General features: G+C 69.0%; 12 protein-coding genes and 1 pseudogene. 7 read left to right on the top strand and 6 right to left on the bottom strand.

The features are described from left to right. Positions 1–298: 298 nt before the first annotated feature. From AB0D53_RS00905 to AB0D53_RS00885, 5 genes are read left to right on the top strand one after another with little or no spacing between them, the layout of a single operon-like run. Entirely contained in the window at positions 299–3,250 is a 2,952-nt protein-coding gene (locus AB0D53_RS00905; protein WP_362438014.1) for a nitrate- and nitrite sensing domain-containing protein, read from the top strand. Further along, entirely contained in the window at positions 3,247–3,726 is a 480-nt protein-coding gene (locus tag AB0D53_RS00900) for a roadblock/LC7 domain-containing protein (RefSeq protein WP_329816015.1), read from the top strand. Before AB0D53_RS00905 ends, AB0D53_RS00900 begins: the two co-directional genes overlap by 4 nt. Then, positions 3,723–4,136, top strand: coding sequence for a DUF742 domain-containing protein (locus AB0D53_RS00895; protein ID WP_266414359.1), 414 nt, complete (start codon positions 3,723–3,725; stop codon positions 4,134–4,136). The genes AB0D53_RS00900 and AB0D53_RS00895 overlap by 4 nt, the downstream gene beginning before the upstream one ends. Next, a complete protein-coding gene (locus AB0D53_RS00890; RefSeq protein ID WP_266414357.1) occupies positions 4,117–4,767 on the top strand; it encodes an ATP/GTP-binding protein in 651 nt (216 codons plus the stop codon). The genes AB0D53_RS00895 and AB0D53_RS00890 overlap by 20 nt, the downstream gene beginning before the upstream one ends. A 22-nt stretch (positions 4,768–4,789) precedes the next feature. Beyond that, positions 4,790–6,037, top strand: coding sequence for a styrene monooxygenase/indole monooxygenase family protein (locus tag AB0D53_RS00885; protein WP_362438009.1), 1,248 nt, complete (start codon positions 4,790–4,792; stop codon positions 6,035–6,037). 73 nt (positions 6,038–6,110) lie between these two features. Here AB0D53_RS00885 and AB0D53_RS00880 read toward each other — a convergent pair whose 3' ends face one another. Next, on the bottom strand, positions 6,111–7,295 hold the full coding sequence (locus AB0D53_RS00880; RefSeq protein ID WP_362438006.1) for an NlpC/P60 family protein: 1,185 nt from the start codon (positions 7,293–7,295) through the stop codon (positions 6,111–6,113). Between the two features lie 555 nt (positions 7,296–7,850). Here AB0D53_RS00880 and AB0D53_RS00875 point away from each other — a divergent pair. Beyond that, positions 7,851–15,638 (top strand): RHS repeat-associated core domain-containing protein, encoded by a 7,788-nt coding sequence (locus AB0D53_RS00875; protein ID WP_362438003.1) that lies wholly within the window; start codon positions 7,851–7,853, stop codon positions 15,636–15,638. After that, positions 15,631–16,095, top strand: coding sequence for an SUKH-3 domain-containing protein (locus AB0D53_RS00870; RefSeq protein WP_362438000.1), 465 nt, complete (start codon positions 15,631–15,633; stop codon positions 16,093–16,095). The genes AB0D53_RS00875 and AB0D53_RS00870 overlap by 8 nt, the downstream gene beginning before the upstream one ends. A 124-nt stretch (positions 16,096–16,219) precedes the next feature. On the opposite strand, the pseudogene AB0D53_RS00865 reads toward AB0D53_RS00870, so the two are convergent. The 5 genes and pseudogenes from AB0D53_RS00865 to AB0D53_RS00845 all read right to left on the bottom strand — a co-directional run bounded on the left by AB0D53_RS00865 (position 16,220) and on the right by AB0D53_RS00845 (position 20,788). Beyond that, positions 16,220–17,478 (bottom strand): annotated as a pseudogene (locus AB0D53_RS00865) (tyrosine-type recombinase/integrase). Next, positions 17,478–17,660, bottom strand: a complete 183-nt coding sequence (locus tag AB0D53_RS00860; RefSeq protein ID WP_043409963.1) for a helix-turn-helix domain-containing protein — start codon at positions 17,658–17,660, stop codon at positions 17,478–17,480. The pseudogene AB0D53_RS00865 and the gene AB0D53_RS00860 overlap by 1 nt, the downstream one beginning before the upstream one ends. Continuing rightward, the gene (locus tag AB0D53_RS00855; RefSeq protein ID WP_362437996.1) at positions 17,653–18,999 is read right to left on the bottom strand and encodes a replication initiator; all 1,347 of its coding nucleotides are present in this window, start codon (positions 18,997–18,999) and stop codon (positions 17,653–17,655) included. Before AB0D53_RS00855 ends, AB0D53_RS00860 begins: the two co-directional genes overlap by 8 nt. Positions 19,000–19,133: 134 nt before the next feature. Then, the gene (locus tag AB0D53_RS00850) at positions 19,134–20,462 is read right to left on the bottom strand and encodes an FtsK/SpoIIIE domain-containing protein (RefSeq protein ID WP_362437993.1); all 1,329 of its coding nucleotides are present in this window, start codon (positions 20,460–20,462) and stop codon (positions 19,134–19,136) included. Continuing rightward, the gene (locus AB0D53_RS00845) at positions 20,462–20,788 is read right to left on the bottom strand and encodes a hypothetical protein (RefSeq protein WP_362438800.1); all 327 of its coding nucleotides are present in this window, start codon (positions 20,786–20,788) and stop codon (positions 20,462–20,464) included. The genes AB0D53_RS00850 and AB0D53_RS00845 overlap by 1 nt, the downstream gene beginning before the upstream one ends. Between the last annotated feature and the right edge of the window lie 19 nt (positions 20,789–20,807).

The following is a 20,807-nucleotide window of genomic DNA, read 5'->3' as shown; positions in this document are numbered from 1 at the left end:
CAGGTGAGTGGCCGGAGCGGAAGGAATGGCTCCGTGGGGCGTGCGGGCGGGCATCCTGCCAAAGGCTGCGCGGAAGTTCCAGCCGACGGACCAGGTGTGGCCGAAGGGCGCCCGGGGCAAACTTGTTCGCCAACTCTGGAGTGATGTTCACTCGTTCAGGTGGCGGAGTGGTTGATGCGCGCCCCCCTCTCAAAAGCACTGGAATGGTCAGAAGCCGTACAGGGGTCGGGGCGCTCATTACATGTGACCGTGCGTCACCTCTGCTTCAAGGGCGGACGAGTCAAGATTGCGAGCACCGGTGCAGAAGAAGCGGCCTCGGAGCAAGGGCGGCAAGCAGCACGGTTCCGGGGTGACGCCACCGGCACCTGCCGAGAGCGAGGGCGCCCGGCGTACCGTGCGCGTACGGAGCCGGCTGGTCGCCGGTGTCGCGGTCGTCGGTATCACCGTCATCGCCGCGGGCACGCCCGCGATCCTCGCCGCCTCCTCCGAACTGAACGAATCGCAGCGGCTGGTCACTCTCGCCGAGCTGAACCAGCAGGCCATCGCCCTCGCGCACGCCCTCGCGGACGAGCGCGACGAGATCACCGCCCGGATCGCCGCCGGGCGTGACGAGAAGTCCGGTGCGACGGACAGCAAGGACGGCTCCGGCAGCCGCAGCGCCCGCGTCGACCAGCAGGTCGACGAGATCAGGGCCACGGCCCCGGCCGCACTGCGCCGCGACCTCTCCACCATCCCCTCGCTGCGGCGCGACGCGCTCAGCGGCAAGGGCACGGCGCTGGAGGCCCATCAGGCCTTCTCCGAGGTCATCGCCAAGCTCCACGACCTCGCCGACGAACTCGCGGAGAAGACCCCGCCGCGCGCCGCCGAGGCCACCCGTGCCCCGCTCGCCCTCGGGCAGGCCACCGAGCAGGCCTCCGCCACCCGCGGGCTGCTGATCGCCGCGCTCTCGGTGCCCCGCAAGGTCACCGTCCCCCAGATCGACCCGGTGACCGGACTGCCGGTGCAGACCTCGGTCGGCGGCAGCGACAAGGACGACCGCACCCGTGACGAGCTGAGCGCCGCCGCCCAGCAGGCCCGGGTCCGCGAACTCGCCTCGCTCGCCGACTTCGACCAGGCCGCGGGCGCCACCGCCCGCGACAAGCTGTCCTCCACCGTCACCGGTCCCGAGGTCAACAGCGCGGAGAAGTACCTCAACACCCTCACCGACCGCCCCGAGCTGTCGGACTCCGACCAGAGCACCAACCGCAAGAAGGCCGAGGCGGCGCTCTCCGCCCGGATCGACCGGATGCGGAGCGTCGAGTCCGCCCTCGGCACCGAACAGATCCAGCACCTGGAGCAGTTGCGCGACGACGACGTCACCGCGCTCGAACTGCGTATCGCGCTGCTCGGCGGCTGTCTGCTGGTAGCCGTCGGCGTCTCCACGGCCGTGGCCCGCACCCTCACCCAGCCGCTCGCCGTCCTGAGGATCGGCGCCGCCCGCCTCGCCGCGGAGCCCGACACCGCCGAACCGGTCCGCTACACCGGCCGCAACGACGAGTTCGCCCAGGTCGTACGGTCCCTCAACAGCCTGCACGGCAGGCTCCACGGGCTCCTGACCGAGTTCAACGGCCGCTTCGAGAGCCTGCAGACCGAGCGCGGCGAGCTGATCGCCGGGCGCGAGGCCCTCACCGTCCAGCGGGCCGAGCTCCAGGTCCTGGCCACCGACCTCACCGCCCAGCTGGAGCGGCTGAAGAACACGGTCCACCACACCTTCGTCAACCTCTCGCTGCGTACTCTCGGCCTCGTCGAGCGTCAGCTCGGGGTCATCGAGAGCCTGGAGGAGCGGGAGCACGACCCGGAGCGGCTCGCCACCCTCTTCAAGCTCGACCACATGGCCACTGTCATGCGCAGGCACAGCGAGAACATGCTGGTCCTCGCGGGCGCCGAGCACGGCCACGGGCACGCGGGACCGATCCCGCTGGTCGACGTGTTGCGTGCGGCCGTGTCGGAGATCGAGCGGTACGAGCGGGTCACCATCCAGTCCCTGCCGCCGCACGCACAGATCGCCGGCTTCGCCGCCGACGACCTCAGCCACCTCGTCGCCGAACTCCTGGAGAACGCCACCTCCTTCTCGCCGCCGGACTCCCATGTCCAGCTCTCCGGCTGGCTGCTGGAGAGCGGCGAGGTGATGCTCTCCGTCGAGGACGCGGGCATCGGGATGTCGGCCGAACGGATCGGCGAGCTCAACACCCGGCTCGGCGACCCCACCCTGTTCGAGGCGGGGGAGCGGGACGACAAGGGGGCGTCCGGGGCCGGCCTCGGCCTCCAGGTCACCTCCCTGCTGGCCGCGCGCCACGGCGTACGGGTCCAGCTGCGCGACCACAAGGGCAGCGGGGTCACGGCGGTCGTCGTCCTGCCCCGGACCCTGCTGCCGAAGGCGCCCCCGGCGGCCACTCCGCCGCCGGTGCGGGTCTCCGGGGACGCCCCCGCGCTGAACCTGCCGGGATCGGTCGCCGAGGCCAACTCCAACGCGCTGCCGGCCCGTGCGCCCGGGCAGCCCGAGGACCCGCTGATCGCCGCCGCAGAGCAGACGATCCGCGAGGCGGGCGCCCAACCGGCACCCGCGGCCCCTTCGCCCGCCCCGGCAAAGGCGCAGGCGCAGGCCCCGGCCCGCGCGGAGACCCCGGCCCCGGCCCGTGCGGAGTCCCCGGCTGAGGCGCAGGCACAGGCTCCGGTAGAGGCGGAGTCCGAGGTCACGATGCAGGTCCGGCTGCCGGTGGTTCCGGCGTCCGCGGACGCTGCCGGGACCGAGGCGCCCGATCCGTACGCCATCGGCCCCGACCGCCACGAGCGCGCCCCGGCCCCGGAGCCGGAGCCGTACACCCCGGCCCCGGAGCCGGAGCCGTACACCCCCGCCCCGGCCCCCACGCCCCTGGCGGAGGCGCTGCCCGGTCCCCGGCAGCCGGACCAGCAGCCGCAGCAGACCGAACGCATCACGGACAAGGGGCTGCCCAAGCGCACCCCCAAGGTCGTCAAGCCCGCCGAGGCCCCCACCACCGAGCGCAAGGGCAGCCTGGACAAGGAGGCGCTGCGCCGCAGGCTCGGCGGCTTCCACCAGGGCGCGAAGGACGGCCGGCGGGACGTGGAGGCCGAGATCGCCGAGATCACGGCCACCCAATCCCTCCCGGGAGCCACCGCACCCGGTGGACACCCGGCGCGGACCGACCAGACGGATGAGACGGGGGACACAGTCGAGGAGGCACGCAGTTGACTGCGCCCAGCACATTCGGGCTGAGTACCGAGGCCCGTAACCTTCACTGGTTGCTGAGCAATCTGGTGGAGGAGGTGCCAGGGGTCCACTCGGTCACCGTCGTCTCGTCGGACGGGCTGATGCTGCTCTCCTCCGACCCCGGCCATCTGGTCACCCGGAGCACCGGCGGGCAGGACGGACCCAAGGGCTCCAGCGCCGACCTGGCGACCATCGTTTCCGGCATCGGCAGCCTCACCATCGGCGCCGCCAAGCTGATGGACGGCGGCGGCGTCAAACAGACGATGGTCGCCATGGACGAGGGCAGCGTCTTCGTCATGTCGATCAGCGACGGTTCGCTGCTCGGCGTGCACGCCACCCCGGACTGCGACATGAGCGTCATCGCCTACCACATGGCGCTCTTCGTCGGCCGGGCCGGACACGTACTCACCCCCGAACTCCGCAGTGAACTGCGCAAATCGATGGAGAGCACCCAGTGAAGCCCGCTGCTGAACCCGCCCGCAGGCTCCCCGTCCGCGGGTCCGACCGAAGGCCCGCACGGGTCCGTCCGTACTCGCTCACCGGCGGACGCACCCGCTTCGGACACGTCCTGCTCGTCGAGACGTTCGTCGCCGCGCTCGAAGCGCCCGAGGAGCGCCGCGAGCTGACCAATGGCAATCTGGCCGGCCGCGTCATGCCGGAGCTCCAGGCCATCGTCGAAATCTGCCGCCGGATGCGTACCGTCGCGGAGATCTCGGCCCTGTTGAAGATGCCGCTCGGTGTGGTCCGGGTGCTGCTCAGCGACTTGGCCGACCAGGGAAAGATCCGCGTGTACGGGACCGGTCACGGCACCGGCCAGCCCGACCGCGCACTGCTCGAAAGGGTGCTCAATGGACTCCGCCGTCTCTGAGTCGCCGCTCTTCGCCCCGCGTCAGCCGGGCGCCAGGGACCAGGCCGAGGAATCGCTCCAGGCCTGGCAGTTGGACCACACCAGGGCCCCCATCGCCACGAAGATCGTGGTCGCGGGCGGCTTCGGCGTGGGCAAGACGACCTTCGTCGGGTCGGTCTCCGAGATCACCCCGCTGAAGACCGAAGCGATGATGACCCAGGCCAGCGAGGAGACCGACGATCTCTCCGCGACGCCCGACAAGGTCACCACGACCGTCGCGATGGACTTCGGCCGGATCACGCTCGACGACGACCTCGTGCTGTACGTCTTCGGCACACCGGGCCAGCAGCGCTTCTGGTTCATGTGGGACGACCTGGTGCGCGGCGCGATCGGCGCGGTCGTGATGGCCGACACCCGCCGGCTCGCCGACTGCTTCCCCGCCCTCGACTACTTCGAGAGCTGCGGGCTGCCGTACATCGTCGCCGTCAACCACTTCGAGGGAACCCCCGGGTTCGAGGCCGAGGACGTCCGGGAGGCCCTGACGGTTCCGCCGCATGTGCCTGTTGTGATCATGGACGCGCGTAACAAGATCACCGTCATCGAGTCGCTGCTGGCCCTCGTGGGCCACGCCCTCGACGCAACCCCGGCATAGCCACACACAACGGAGAACCGCGATGCGGAAGATACTCATAGTCGGAGCCGGCCAGTCCGGGCTCCAGCTGGCCCTGGGACTGCAGTCCCGGGGTTACGAAGTCACCCTGATGTCCAACCGCACGGCAGACGAGATCCGCTCCGGCCGGGTCATGTCCACGCAGTGCATGTTCCACACGGCGCTCCAGCACGAGCGTGACTACCAGCTCAACTTCTGGGAGTCCCAGGCCCCGCGCATCGAGGGCCTCGGCGTCTCCGTAGCGGCACCGGACTCCTCGCGCGCCGTCGACTGGGTCGGCAAGCTGGACGGCTTCGCCCAGTCCGTCGACCAGCGCGTGAAGATGGCCGGCTGGATGGAGACCTTCGCCCAGCGCGGCGGACAGCTCGTCATCCACGGCGCGGCCGTCTCCGACCTGGACTACTTCTCCCGCACCTACGACCTGGTGATGGTCTCCGCCGGCAAGGGCGAGCTGGTCTCCATGTTCGGCCGGGACGCCTCCCGTTCGCCGTTCGACGCCCCGCAGCGCGCCCTGGCCGTCGCGTACGTCCACGGCATGGGCCCGCGCCCGGAGCACCCCGAGTTCGACGCGGTCCGCTGCAACCTGGTCCCCGGGGTCGGCGAGCTCTTCGTGATGCCGACGCTGACCACCTCCGGCCGTGCCGACATCCTGTTCTGGGAAGGCGTCCCGGGCGGCCCGCTCGACGTGTTCCAGGGCATCAAGGACCCCTCCGAGCACCTGGCGAAGACGCTGGAGCTGATGGAGCGGTTCACGCCGTGGGAGTACGCCCGCGCCACCAAGGTCGAACTGACCGACGCCAACGGCACCCTGGCGGGCCGCTACGCCCCGACCGTACGCAAGCCGATCGGCCGGCTGCCCGGCGGCGGTCTGGTGCTCGGCGTCGCGGACGTCGTCGTCGCCAACGACCCGATCACCGGCCAGGGCTCCAACTCGGCCTCCAAGTGCGCCGACGCCTACCTGGACTCGATCATCGAGCACGGCGACCGGGAGTTCGACGCCGAGTGGATGCAGGCCGCGTTCGACCGTTACTGGGACACCGCGCAGCACGTCGTGAAGTGGACCAACGCGATGCTCGGCGTACCGCCGGAGCACGTACTGAACCTGATCGGCGCCGCCGGCCAGCTCCAGCCGGTCGCCGACCGCTTCGCCAACGGCTTCAACAACCCGGCGGACTTCGACAACTTCTTCTTCGACCCCGAGAAGACCAACGCGTACCTCGCCGAGGTCTCCGGGGCGGCTCAGACCGCCTGAACGACGCCAGCGGGGCCGGGACCGTCGGACATCCGACCGGTCCCGGCCCCGCTGCCGTTCCCGTGCCCGCCGTCTACTGCCCGGCGCCGGAGGGGGCCGACGACGAGCTGTACCCCGCGTCCGGGCCGGAGGAGGCCCCCTGCGGGATCACCGGCGGCTGGTACGCGGACAGCGGCGCGCTCCGCGGGTCGGGCCGTACGGCGCCGAGCAGCGGGTTCGACGCCACCGGCGAGACCTTCACCCGCGAGCCCGGCCGGGGCGCCTGCACCACCAGGCCGTTGCCGATGTACAGCGCCACGTGCGTGGCCTTCGGGAAGTAGATCACCAGGTCGCCCGGGCGCAGCGCGTTCACCGGCACCTTCCGCAGCTGCCGCCACTGCTCCTGCGACGTCCGCGGGATGACCAGGCCCGCCTTGGCCCAGGACTGCGAGGTGAGCCCCGAGCAGTCGAAGGAGTCCGGCCCCTCCGCGCCCCACACGTACGGCTTGCCGACCTGGGCGAGCGCGTACTTCACCGCCGCGCCGCCCGCTTCGGACGGCGGCCTCGTGGAGGACAGCGCCCCCGAGGCGGCCAGGGCGCCCTGCGCATTGTCCATGTCCCGCTGTTCGAGGCGGGACAGCTCGGCGAGCTGCGGGCCGGAGAGTGTGGCCAGCATCTTCTCGACGGCCTTCAGCCGCGACCGGACCGTGTCCCGCTGCTTCTTCCGCTTCGCGGCCAGCACCTGCTGCCGGTCGAGCACCTTGCGGGACTCGGTGGCCAGTTCGTCGGCGCGCTTCTCGGCGCCGGTGAGCCGCTTCACGGTCGCCGCCCGCGCCGACGCCGCGCGCCGGATCACATGCTCCTGGTCCAGGAGGTGTTCGGGGTCCCGGGACAGCAGCAGCCGCATGTACGCGGAGAAGTCGGACCGGCCCTGGTACTGCTCCCGGGCCAGCCGCCCGGCCTCGTCGCGGCTGTCGGCCAGCGCGGTCCGGGCGGCGACGAGCTCGGCATCGAGCTTCTTCGCCTGCGCCGCGCGCTTCTTCAGCTCCGCGGCGGTCCCGTTGTACGCCTCGGTGGCCTCCTCGGCCTGCTGGTACAGCTGCCTCAGCTCGGACAGGAGCTGGGGGACGCTCCTTTTCGCAGCCGCGGGCGCCGCGGGCGCCTTCGCCGTGCCGCCCGCCGCGGGGTCCGGGGCCACGGGCGCGGCGGCCGCCGGCGAGGCCGCGACGAGCGTGGCCAGGGCGGCGGCGCAGGCCGCACGCAAGACTCCGCCTGACACGACATCACCTCCGATGACGGGGCGATCATGGGACTACCCCAAGAGTGAGCGCAACGGGACAATACGGTCACCCGGTGTCAGGAGATGCAAGAACCGCGCGGTGTGGCGGCGGACGGGTTCGCCCGGAAGGCCGCGAGGCGCTCCGGCCGGGTCTGCTCGTGCGCGGAACGCGGCGGGGCCGCCGGGGCCCACGAGGTCTGCGATCGCCGGTGGGAGCGCGCGATCGGCCGGTGCCTGCGGCTTGATTCGTTCGGTTGTGCGAGCTCTTTGGTGATCTCAGGCATGCACATGACGGAATGTGTGTAGGTTGTGACCGCCTGCATGGGGAGTGCGGGTTTCGTGGTCCTGTTGTGGCTCATGTGGTTGTCCTGGGGGGACACGGTGCGCGTGCGCGGCGAAAAGTTCGGGGTACGACTTTCCACGCTCCGGCGGTCATTGACCGTCGGTGTCCTGGTGCTCGCGCTGGCAGGTGGCGCGGTCTCCGCGGAGGCGGCACCGGATCCGTCTCGTCCGCCTGTCCCCTCTGCGACAACTCCTGCCGACGGGGCGGCAACAGTGGCCCCCGGCGGACGGCCGAGCGGCAGCCCGTCCTCCTCGGCGCTGCCCGCGGAGCCTTCACGGCCCGGAACGGTCGCGCCGAAGGGCGAGGCCACGTCGGCCGACGCGCCGACGACCAGCGACGCGGTGTACGCCTACGACGCGGCCGGGCGTCTGGTCGGGGTGAGCGATCCGGGCGGTGAGACCGCCCGCTACCGCTACGACGAGGCCGGCAACCGGCTGGGAGTGGACCGGTTCCCTTCGAGCGACCTGTCGGTGCTCTCCCTGGTACCGGCCAGTGCGGCAACCGGTGCGACCGTGACGATCTCCGGTACGGGTTTCGCCGAGACACCGACGTCAAACACGGTCACGTTCGGGTCGGCGGTGGCCGAAGTCGTGTCCGCTGCCACGACCAGGCTCAAGGTCAAGGTGCCTGCGGGAGCGCCCGGTGGACGTGTCTCGGTCACGACCGGCGGTAAGACCGTTCAGTCCGCGGAGTCCTTCAGTCCAGCAGCGCCGGCACCCTCGGTCACCAAACTGGCTCCGACATCCGGAAGGGTGGGTGCCGAAGTCGTCCTCACCGGGTCAGGTTTTGCACCAGCGCTGACGGACAATGTGGTCCGGTTCGGCGGGGGAGTGCTTGCCCAGGTCAAGTCCCTCACGGACAGCGTGCTGACGGTGATCGCGCCTGCAGGGGCCGTCACAGGACCGATCGAGCTCACCACTCCAGCCGGCACCACCGCCAGCCCTTCGAGCTATCAGATCCTGCCGAGCGGCTCCGAGATCGAGTCGTCGGAGAAGACATCGGTGACAGACGAAGCACCTCCGACAGTATCGGTGACGACACCGGGTAACCGTGCCGAGGTGCTGTTCGACGCCGATCAAGGCGACAACATCAGCTTCGGATTCACCGGATCGACGTTCGACGTGCCTGTGCCGGTACAACTCATCGCACCGACCGGCGAACAGGTCGGCACCGGGTCTTTCTCCAAGCCTGCGGGAGACTGGCAGGTCAGAGACCTGCCAGTGGTGGGACGCTACACCCTGATGCTGACCCCCGGCTCGAACAATATTGGTGCAGTGACCGTGACGGTCTCGAAGACCAAGACCGGTGTGGCCGACCCGATGGGCCCCGCCACCGACGTGATTCTGGCCAGGGCCGGCCAGAAGGCACTGCTCACCATCGACGCTCAGCTCGGGCAGTCGCTGAACGTGGGCGTGGACGCAGCAGCCATGACCACGTCCGTCAACACACGGCTGTATTCACCGTCCGGCAAACAACTGGACCTCCTCTACACAGCAGCCAAAGGAAAAGCCTCATCGGTCATTGCGTCACTGACCGAGTCCGGCCAGTACCTGTTGTCCGTCGAACCCGATCGGGCCGGAACCGGAGCGGTCAGGATCACTGGATCCCACCCCATCCAGGCAGGCGGGCTGAGCGACACCGGACCAGAAGTCGCGATACCGATCGGCAGGCCAGGGCAGAGCGGTTCCGCCACCTTCGCTGCTCAGGCGGGGCAGCGCATCTCGCTGGGTGCCACCGCAGGCGACTTCTCGTCCTTCAACACGCTGGAGGTCCGAGGCCCGGCCGGGGAACTCATCGGCAGCAAGTTCGCGGTTTCGGCGAACTCGCGCCTGCAGTGGGACAGCCCGCAGCTCCCGAGTACGGGAACCTACACGGTCACCACCAAACCGGATGGACTCGGAACCGGGACGGTCACGCTGCTTCTGTCGACCCCCGTTGTCTTGGGAGGCGTATCCGCCGGCGGTCCCGCGGTCGCCGTCGACATCCCGCGCTTCGGACAGGACGCAGAAGCGACACTCCAGGCTGAAGCCGGCGACGACCTGGCACTGGGCGTCAACAGCAATACCTTCACCACCGCCGTGAACATTACGGTGACTGCCCCGTCGGGACTGAAGGTCGTCAGCGCACAGTACGTAGCTCCCGGCGCCGCCGGCACGGTAGGCCTGTCCGATCTGCCTGAATCCGGCACCTACCAGATCACCGTCGCCCCGAACCTGGGTGGGACCGGAACCCTCCAACTCACCCTGTCGCCGGACGCCATCACAAGCCTGGAGCCTGACGGGGCCTCGGTGCAGGGCTCCCTCTCACGGGCCGGCCAACGACTTCGCGTCGAGTTCACTGCCCCGGACACGGTCTCCCTGGGCTTCGCTGTCACAGCGAACAACGTCACCCAGGGCACGGATGTCCGCCTGATCGGACCGGAGGGCGGCAACGGCAGCTCCATAGGAACGGTGCCGGCCGCCACATCCGCGACCAACTACCTTTCCGGGCTGACCCCGGGAGCCAAGTACGTCCTGCTCCTCGCCCCCGGTGGCGCCGCAACCGGCACCATGACCCTGTGGCTCTCGAAGCCCACCCTCGCCTCCCTCTCGGTGTCCGCCCCGAGCGTGACCGCTGAGATCACCCGGCCGGGGCAGCAGCTTGCGCTGGCCATAACGGCCGCAGCAGGCGACGGCGCCGCTGTCGTGTTCACCGGCACCACACTCACAGAGACCGCTCAGGTCGCGCACCAGGCGCCCGGTGCCACCACCAGCACGTACCTCACGTCGATATCCAAGACGCCATCGGACGCCGACCTCCTTGCCCCCTTGGCAGCCGGCACCCATTACGTGTTCGTTCGGCCCAGCAAACCCGCAACAGGCAGCACCACCGCCACACTCGTACCGGATGCCGACGGAGGCACCCTTCAGGCCGACGGACAGAAGAAACCGGCAAACCTCACCCAGGCCGGCCAGAACGCGCACTACACCTTCACCGCCACCAAAGGTGACAAACTCACGCTCGCTCTCGACACTCCACCGCATCCCTACTGGACTCTGTACGTCTACGGACCAGACGGTAAACCCCTGGTCAACGGCCGGTACATGCCCATTACGACCCTGACGACCGACCTGCCGGCACTCACAGCCACCGGTACCCACACCCTCGTCGTGGAGCCAGGACCGATGGAGACCGGCACCTACAACCTCGGCCTCAAGCCAATCGGCACCATCGGCGCACCCACCTCCGCACCAGCCCAGGACAACAAGCCCGCAGAACCGGAAGCTGCGGCCAAAGCCGTTCCTACCGGTAAGGATGCCTGGCAGCCCGGCAAGCCCCAACTGGACGGCCGGGACTGGATCACGGCACGGGGCAAGACACCCAAGACCCCACCGGCTCTGCGAGCCCCGGCCGGCTCCACGGCCATGACCGGGCATGTACTGCGACTCGATGGCACACCACTGCCCAAGGTCACCGTGACCATCGGCCGGAACGCAACCCGCACCGACAGCCAAGGCAGGTTCTTGCTCGCCGGGATCAGTTCCGAGGCCACGACCCTGGTGGTCGACGGGGCCGGTGCGAACACAAGGGAGCGGAGCTACGGCCGGTTCGACATCCGCATCCGCCCCAAGACCGGCACCACCACGGACCTCGGGTTCCCCGTATGGATGACACCGCTGGACACCGAGCACACCGTGCAGTTCTCGGCTCCGGCCGGGGCCGAGATCGTACTGAAGACCCCGAAGATCCCCAGCCTTGAGGTGCGGATCCCCAAGGGCTCCGTGGTCCGGGACGACAAGGGCAAGCCGGTCACCGAACTCGGGATCTCGGCCATCCCGATCGATCGACCGCCGTTCCCGCTCCCGAAGAACAGCGTGGTGCCGGTCTACTTCACCGTCCAGCCGGGCGGAACGTACGTCTTCCCCCAGGGCGCACAGGTCATCTATCCCAACTACACGCACGAAGCCCCGGGTACGCGCGTCGAGTTCATGGACTACGACCCGAAGGCGAAGGGTTGGCACGTCTACGGACACGGCGAAGTCTCCGCGGACGGCCGCCAGGTCGTGCCTGACGCCAAGACCCGCGTCTGGTCGTTCCACGGTGCCATGTTCAACGTAAGCAGCCTGGTTCCCTGGGACACATCCTGGCTTTCGGACGTCATCGACTGGCTCTCCGGAGACCCCGTCGATCTCACGACCGGCATGCTCACGGACTCCCGCACCGACCTGGCAGTCGCCGACCCGCGAGGCCCGGCCGAGATCACCCGCACCTACTGGCAGGGCGACACCCGTAAGCGCGCTTTCGGCATCGGCCGCGATCTCCCGTACAACGCCTTCTTCCACTCCGAGAAGCAGTGGCAGGAAGTCGACCTCTACCTGCCCGGCGGCAACAAAGTCCACTTCACCAGGACATCGCCGGGCACAGGAGTCGCCGACGCGGTCTTCGAACCCCTGGACACGCCAACCGGGTTCCGCGGCTCAAAGATCATCAACAACGGTGATGGCGAGTGGGAACTGCGGTTCCGCGACGGAACCGTATGGGTCTTCCCGCACTACTCGCCTCTGAAGGAGATCCGCGACCGGCACGGCAACGCGCTCAAGCTGACCCGCCTGGCCGGGACCAAGGGCGAGATCACCCGCATCACGACACCGGGAGGCCACTGGATCTCCCTCGCCTACGACACCGAGCACCGAGTGAAGACGGCCACCGACAACACCGGCCGTACCACCTCCTACACCTACGACAGTGCGGACCGGCTGAGCACGGTGACCGACCCGGCCGACAAGGTCAGCCGCTACACCTACGAGGGCTCCTCGAACCGGATCTCGACAGCGACGGACGCCCGCAACATCACGTACATGACCAACTCGTTCTATCCGGACGGAAAGGTCAAGGAGCAGGTCCTCACCGAGGGTGCGAAGTACTCCTTCGCCTACACCCAGACGGACACCGGCCGGATCACCTCCACCGAGGTGACGCAGCCGGGCAACGCGGTACGCCGGGTCGAGTTCGACTCGGCCGGGTACGGCGTCCTGGACATTGCCGCACGCGGATCGTCGCTGGAACGCAAGACGCAGTACGTCCGGGGACCGAACCACCGCATCGACGCGGTCATCGACCCGTACGGGCGGCGTACCGAGCTGACCTACGACGCCAACGGCCATGTGACCCGGTCCGTCGAGCAGGCCGGTACCGCCGACGCCCGTTCCTCGGGCACGGCGACCTTCGACGGGCCCTACGACCAGCCCAGCAGGGCGACCGATCCGCTGGGCAAGGAGACCGTCTTCGGCTACGACGCCCGGGGGAACCTGCAGACGGTCACCGACCCGGAGAACCGCAGGACCACCCTCGCCCACGCGCCGGACGGGCAGATCAGATCCGTCACCGACAACGCCGACGCGGTCACGGAGTTCACCTACCGCAACGGCGACCTGGTCTCCGTCAAGGATGCGGAGGGCAGGGTATCGAGCCAGTTCACCGACGCCGCCGGAAGGGCGTCCGCACTGACCGACACGGCCGGGTCGCTCACCACCGTCGTCTACGACAAGCTGAACCAGCCCCGCAAGGTCACCGATCCCCTGGGCCGGTCGACGGGCTTCGGCTACGACGACAACGGCAACCTCACCACCCTCACCGATGCCCGCAACAACAAGGTCAGTTGGGAGTACGACGACGCGGACCGCCCCGAGTCGGCAACCGACGCCGTGGGCGCCCAGGCCACGTTCGAGTACGACGCGGCCGGTCTGCTCAAGAAGGCGACCAGCCGTTCCGGGAAGATCGCGCTCGCCACCTACGACCTTCTGGGCCGGGCCAAGACCGCCCAGTACGGCGTCGACATCGCCGGCCAGGCCGAATCCAGTGTCAGTTACGACTACGACAGCCACGACCTGCTCAAGCAGATCAGCGACAGTCAGGCCGGCAACCAGTCCTTCACCTACGACACCTACGACCGTCCCAAGACAGTGACCGGCCCCACCGGCACCGTCGGCTACGACTACGACGCGGCCGACCGTCGCAGGACGATGACCGCGGGTGGCCGGACGACCAGCTACGGCTTCGACACGTCCGGCATCCTCACCTCCATCACATCCGGCACCCAGGAAATCGGGTTCGAGCTGGACGCGGTGGGCCGGGAGAAGACCGCCACGATGCCCGGCGGCATCACCCGCACCACCGGCTACGACAAGACGGGCACCATCACATCCATCGCCTATGCCCGGGGCGCCGGCAACATCGGCGGCCTGAACTACACCCGCGACGAACGGGCCCTGCAGACCGGCCTGTCCGGCTCCCTCGCGAACGTCGCTCTGCCGGCTGCCGAGACGGGCACCGTCTTCGGCAAGGACAACCGCATCACCACCTACGGCGGCCGCTCCTTCACCTACGACGCGGACGGGCAGCTGAAGACCGACGGCGTCCGCGACTACACCTGGAACGCGCGCGGCCAGCTCTCCGGCCTGACCAGGGCCGGAGAGAACAGCAGCTTCGGATACGACGCCCTGGGCACCCGCAGCACGAAGACCGTCGGCGGGACGACGAACAAGTTCCTCACCGACGGCAGCAACCCGCTGGTCGAGCAGAACGGCACGGGCGACACCACCGCGACCGTGGCCACCTCGGGGCTGGACGAGTTCCTCACCCGGACCGAGAACGGTGCCACCCAGGTCTACCTGACCGACGCACTCGGCTCGGTGATCGGCCTCGCCGACAGCGACGGCACCATAACCACCCGATACACCTACGACCCCAACGGCCAGGCCACCACCACCGGCGCGGCCTCCTCCAACCCGTACACCTTCACCGGGCGTGAAAACGACGGCACCGGCCTGCTCTACTACCGCGACCGCTACTACGACCCCGAAACCGGCCGCTTCATCTCCCAGGACCCCATAGGCCAGGCCGGCGGCACCAACCTCTACCAGTACGCCCTGTCCTCACCCACCACCTACACCGACCCCACCGGCGACAACCCCATGATCGCCGCCTGCGCCGTCGGCGGCCTCATGGACGGAGGCATCGACTGGGCCTTCCAACGACTCTCCGGCCGCAAGGTCAACTGGGGACAGGTCGGCAACGCAGCCCTGACCGGCTGCATGATGGGCATGGCCGGCGAAGCCCTGGGCGCCTTCCTGGCCGCCAGGGGCACCCTGCGCTACACCGGCTGCCCGGTGCGCAACAGCTTCACCCCCGACACCCCGGTCGTCATGGCGGACGGCACCAGCAAGCCGATCAAGGACATCGGGATCGGCGACAAGGTCCTCGCCACCGACCCGCAGACCGGCGAAACCGGACCCCGCGCCGTCACCGCACTCATCGAGGGCAACGGGGAGAAACAACTCGTCGACCTCACCATCGACACCGGTCAAACGCAGAACACGAAGACCGGCAACATCACCGCCACCGAGGGCCACCCGTTCTGGGTCCCCGCACTCCACCAGTGGGTAGAGGCAGGAAGCCTCAGAGCCGGGCAATGGCTCCGGACAAGTGCCGGCACCTGGGTCCAGATCACCGCCACCAAGCATCATGCTCAGTCAGCGAAGGTTTACAACCTCACCGTTGATGACCTGCATACGTACTATGTGCTGGCGGGCGCCACGCCGGTCCTGGTTCACAATTGTGGTGGTGCGCTAGAGGGCGCTCAGGGAGTCGCTGATGCGTCAGCTTCCATTCGCCCTTCCGCAGCAAGGCCGGCGGTTGCGGAAGCGATTCAGTTGCCGAGTGGGCGGGTCATAGCGAGTGCCAGTGTTCGCGGAGCAACGGTTCGCATACACCCGGCCGTTCAGGCAGTCCTCAACACGGTTGCTCCCGGCGCCCGCGGCGTCGGTCATGGACAATGTGGGATGGCTGTATGTCTCTCGCAGGCGCTCTTTAGCGGAGAGAGCCCAATGGGAGCCGATGCGGCAGCAGTCCTGATCAGAGGCGACGTTGGTCACCCCAAGCACGGATTCCCGGTGGGCCCGTGTAATAGCTGCAAGGCTCTTTCTGAGCACTTCAACCTCAACTTCTTGACAGGTGACTAGGGTGAGTGATCTATCCGAAGAGGCTGAGCGGGCACTCCTGCTCACAGGTTGGACGCCTGGCCGGTGCGTTGATACATCGGCCTGGCGTGCCCGACTGGAGGACTCTGGATTCGTCATGCACGAGGCGGCCGAGAGCTTCCTCTCCGAATTTGGTGGCCTGTCTTTCGAGTACAGCGGTTATGGGATTTCGCGGGCGCGAGAAGCCTTCGAATTTGATCCACTACTCGCACTCGGCGAGGATGACAGATTTAGCGAGTGGGGTGAATTGGCCGGGGTGACACTGTTCCCGATTGGTGAACTCGATCAGGGCAGGTACTTCCTTGGTCTCGATGAAGCGGGGACGATCTACCTTGTAGCCGATTGGCTCGCGCAGTTTGGTGTGGGCCTCAACGGGATGGAAAGTCTCATTCTGGGCGTCGCGCCAGAAGTGCTCTACGATTGCTATCCGCAACCTTGATTACCGGAGTTCGACTCAAGGCCGTCACGGCTTATCGAGTTTGACGGAACGGTTGCAGCCAGAAGCCCGCCGGTTGATTTCCGGTGGGCTTCTGGGGTGTTTGACGGCAACGGTGACGGCAACGTCAGCGGACGGCTGCTGTCGGAGGTGAGTCGGCAGGGTGGCCGTCGAGAGCGTCGTTGAGGGTGTCGATGGCTTGACGTTGGAGGCGGAGCTTTACGTGGGCGTAGACGCCGGCGGTAACGCCTATGTGGGCGTGACCGAGGAGTTCTTTGATGACGACGAGGTCGACGCCCTGCTCCAGCAGCAGGGTGGCGGTCGAGTGTCGTAGGTCGTGGAAGCGGATGCGGCGGAGCCCTGCACGGTCGAGGAGGCCGCGGAAGCGGCGGGTGAGGTTGGCGGGGTCGAGGGGGCCACCGGTGGGGGTGGTGAAGGCGAGCCCTCGTTCCTTCCAGCCCGTTCCGGGACGGCGCGCTCCGTCTCCTGGCGTTCCCGGTGGCTCTTCAACGACTGGACGCACCCCGTGGGCAGGGCGATGCGGCGTTCGGATGCGCGGGTCTTGGTGGGCAGGGCGGTCAGGCCGCTGGTGCGGGTGCGCTGGAGGGAGCGTCGGATGCTGGCGGTGCCTGCGTCGAGGTCGAGGTCTTCCCACTTCAGGCCGAGGAGTTCGCCTTTGCGGAGTCCGGTGCGCAGGGCGAGTTCGTACAGGGCGTGCAGCCGGTCGGTCTCGGCTGCTCGGAGGAACTGGCGTGCCTCTGCCGCTGTGAGCGGTGTGAACCGGCGCGGACGCGCAGTTGTTGCGTTGACGTTGCGGGCGACGTTGCGGGGCAGCTCATCTTCGCGGACTGCGTGCTCCAGGGCGGATTTGAGAACGGAGTGGACGTACGTCACGGTCAGCGGGGACAGCCGCTTGCCGCAGCACTCGCTGATGGCGCAGCAGCGCCGCTGGGCGGTGTCGAGTCCCTGGGTGCAGCACTGGCAGGTGGTGCGGAGCCGGTCGAGGAAGGTGCGTACGTCCTTGGCGGTGAGGTGGGCGACCTTCTTGGTGCCGAGTCCGGGGATGAGGTGGAGGCGGACGCAGGCGGCGTAGCGGGTGTGGGTGTTCTCGCGGAGCCGGTGGATGGCGACGCTGCCCAGCCAGTAGGTGAGGTAGTCGCCGACGGTGCTGTCGGCGGTGGCGACGGGGAGGCCGCGGTTGCTGTCGGCGATCTTCTCGGCGAGCTTGTCGGCCGCGTTCTTGCGGGTGGTGCCGTAGACGCGGACGCGTTTGCGGGTGCCGTTGGCGGCGAGGACGTAGCCGGCGGCTTCCCAGCGGCCGTCCTTGCGCTGGTAGATGGTGCCTTCGCCGTTGGCGCGGGTCTTCTTGCGCTTGGGGGCGGTCATCAGGCGGCCTCTTCCAGGTGGCGCTGAACGTAGTCAGCGAGGGCGTGGGCGGGGATGCGGCGGGCGCGGCCGATGGTCAGCGAGGCCAGGCGGCGGGTGCGTAGGAGGTCGTAGAGGGCGGAGCGGCCGATCTTGAGACGGGCCATCGCCTCGGGGACGGTGAGGAGTTCGTCGTCACGCACGAGTCGCCACTGCCTGTTCGCGCGTCGGGCCGCCGCCGACGAGAGCGGCGAGGCGTTCAAGGTCGGGGGTGAGGCCGGTGCCGTCGTGGGCCCAGTGGGCGAGGACGAGGGTGGTCGGTGAGGGCAGAGGGGTGTGGCGGCGGTGCCAGGCTGCTCGGGTGGCCCGGAGGGTGCCGAGGGTGGTGGAGTAGGCGCGGGTCTTGGTGGAGAAGTGGCCGCGGAAGCCGAGCATGTGGGCCCACTTGCGCAGGTTCAGGTGCTTGAGGTCGTCGCGGCTGTCGAGGGTCCAGGCGGTGCGGATCATGCGGGCGGCGTGCTCGGGCACGGACTCGAACCAGAGGTCGGTGATCCTCTTCAGCCGGTGGTCGAGGGTGCCGGTCGCGGCTTCGGTGCCCTTGGTGGCGTACTTGGCGACGTATCCGGCGACCTTGCCCTCGGTGATCGTGGTCCCGCCCTGGAACGCCTTAGACCGGATGATCCTTGTGTCGATCTGCTTGCCAAAGGCGAAGGCGCGGGCACGCCCGTTGATCTTGGGCCCGTCGATGTGGGCGCGGGTGGCCGCGATCCGGATCGCGTCGGCGAGGAGTTCGGGTGTGGCCCATGCGGGTGGTGGGGTGTAGGGGCCTGCTGGGCCGTCGAGGCGGATCACGGCGTGGAAGTGGATGAGTCCTCGCTGCTGGTACTCGGCGACCTTGGCGTACGACACGCGGACGACCTTGTGCAGCAGACGCTGCGGGAGTCCGGCTGCGGCGGCGATGGTGCGGCGCAGGTGGAGCATGAAGCGGGCCCACAGGACGGGGGCGTGGGCGTTCCACAGCACCGCGCCGGTGTAGTCGTACCGCTCAGGGTCGAGCGGGATGCCGAGGAGCGGGTCGCTTTTGGGGTGGGTGCGTCCGCAGCGGCAGCGGGCGGAGTCGCCAGTGCGTCGGCCGTGCACCGGCCCGTACGAGGGGGCGGTGAGCGTGGCGAACACGCGTGGATGGGTGGCGACCTGGTCGGGGATGTTCTTGCCGCCGCGTAGGCCGGCGGCGATGAGCTGGTAGGTGTCCTGGCGGTAGAGCTCGGCGCAGGAGGGGCAGCGACTGGTGCGGCGGTTGCCGCAGCGGACCAGGAGGTGCCCGGCGGGCAGTTCCTTGGACTTCAGTTCGCGCAGGATCTCGCCGGTGAAGGCGTCGATCTCGGTGCGCTGGCCTTCGAGCCGGATCGGCTGGGCGCAGCCGCCGAGCGAGGACAGCTGTCGTATCAGGCCGAGTAGGTCCCGGTACCCGGTGAACGTGGGCGGGGCGGCTGCGGCCGGTTCCGGGCGGGGGATTGTGGCGGTGGGGTCGTGCGGTGGCATGCTGGCGGGACCTCTCTGCACTGCGGCACACGTGTGCCGTGGATGGATGGGAGGGAGACCCCGGCAAGGGCGAGGGTTTGGCGACTACACGCCCTTGCCGGGGATCACTGCGAGGCAGGACCAGGAGGCGGCGGTCACGCGGCCTTGTCCAAGTCGACGCGGTCGGGCAGCTCGCGGACCTTGAGCCCTTCGGCGCACATCAGGTCGTTGATCTGCCAGCAGGCTTCGGTGGGCAGGTAGACCGAGCGCAGCCGGACGGGGGTTCGCATGTCGCCGACGGAGGCGATGGACACGCCCTGGGGCATGGTGCGGTCGGCGGCGGTGATGTCCAGCTCCCGGCCGTCGGGGAAGAGGTGCAGGAAGTCCTCGACGGTGTCGACGCGGTGGCAGATCCGGGCGGACAGGTTGGTACGGACGGCGGTGGTGAGCACGTCGGCGGAGGGCTTCTGGGTGAGCAGCCACAGCCGCACACCGAACTTGGCGCCCTGGCTGGCGATGGCCAGCAGCTCGGCCTCGAAGCGTTCGCGGGCCTTGCGGTCCGGGTGCCGGGTGTAGTTCGCCACCTCATCGATCACCACGAGCAGCAGCGGCAGCTCGGGGCTGAACTCGGTGATGCGGTCGGTGCGACCGGACCAGAACAGCCGCTCGCGGCGCTGCATCTCCGCCCGCACCCAGCGCAGGATCTCGGTCGGCTCGTCGGGGTCGATGGCGTCGGAGACCTTGTAGGCGGTACGCCACCAAGGCGCGACCGCACCGAGGTTGGGATCGATCACGATCAGACGCACGTCCCGCATCAGGGACGCGTAGGCGAGCAGCGTGTTGACGGTGATCGACTTGCCGGAGCGGGTGAGGCCGGCGACCAGGGCGTGGGCGGAGTAGGCGAGATTCAGCACGATGGGGGTGCCGTCCTCGTCCCAGCCCAGCAGCACGTCATCGGTGGAGACGAACTGCCCCGGTCGGCAGACGGGGGAGCCGTCCGGGCCGAGGAGTGGTGAGCGGATCACCGCCTCCAGCGGCTCCCGCCGAAACCCCCGGGCGACGATCACTCCGGGCTTGGGCTGGCCGATGCGGATGCGACGCATGCCCCAGGCGTCGCACAGGCCCTCGCCGGCGTCCTGCCAGGAGCTGAGCCCGACCTGCGGCAGGGCATCAGCGGTGACGGTGACGCCGAAGGCGTCGGCGCGGGTGTGCAGGCGCGGCACCAGCATGCGCGGCTTGGCAGGCGGCTCCTGCGGGCCGTACTGCTGGAGCACGGTCGGGGTGGCGTCTTTGACCGCGAGGTCGAGCATCGGCGCGAGCCGTTTCCAGCCCCACCGCATCCGCCGCGCCTGCCGCAGGCTGACCCGGGTTTCGGCATCGGCCCGGTACCAGCGGGCGAAGCGGTACCCGGCCCAGCCCAGCAGCCCAAGCGCGACCAGCACGGTGAGGACGAGGAGCGCGAGCCCAAGGCGGTTGTCGGGCATCAGGCGCCTGCCTTGACGGTGATGGCGTCGGCGCGCACGGAGACACCGTGACGGTCCTTGCCGTTGATCTCGTTCTCCCAGGCCGAGGCGACAAGCCCGGTGAAAACGACCGGCAGGCCGACCTTCAGACCCTTGCCGAGACCCGGCTCGGGGACCTTCACGGCGATCACTTCGGCGCGGCCGTTGAACGCGAACATCACGTCCACCAGGTACACGTGGGCGCCGGTGCCTCGGTCGATCGCGGGCTGCTGGCCCTCGCGGTCCTTGAACTGCGGCCGGGGCTCGGAGGCCAGGATCAGCAGGGCCTGGGACTGGTCGATGGGCATGGTCTTCACGGCAAACCTC

Origin of the sequence: Streptomyces sp. NPDC048295 (assembly GCF_040652135.1) — a bacterium.
Lineage (GTDB): Bacteria > Actinomycetota > Actinomycetes > Streptomycetales > Streptomycetaceae > Streptomyces.
This window is presented reverse-complemented; position numbering and strand designations above follow the sequence as displayed.

What these genes read in the sequence shown, in the direction of transcription:
- AB0D53_RS00845 (WP_362438800.1), bottom strand. Translation starts at nt 20,788, where the DNA reads ATGCCCATCGACCAGTCCCAGGCCCTGCTGATCCTGGCCTCCGAGCCC.
- AB0D53_RS00890 (WP_266414357.1), top strand. Translation starts at nt 4,117, where the DNA reads ATGGACTCCGCCGTCTCTGAGTCGCCGCTCTTCGCCCCGCGTCAGCCG.
- AB0D53_RS00885 (WP_362438009.1), top strand. Translation starts at nt 4,790, where the DNA reads ATGCGGAAGATACTCATAGTCGGAGCCGGCCAGTCCGGGCTCCAGCTG.
- AB0D53_RS00855 (WP_362437996.1), bottom strand. Translation starts at nt 18,999, where the DNA reads ATGCCACCGCACGACCCCACCGCCACAATCCCCCGCCCGGAACCGGCC.
- AB0D53_RS00850 (WP_362437993.1), bottom strand. Translation starts at nt 20,462, where the DNA reads ATGCCCGACAACCGCCTTGGGCTCGCGCTCCTCGTCCTCACCGTGCTG.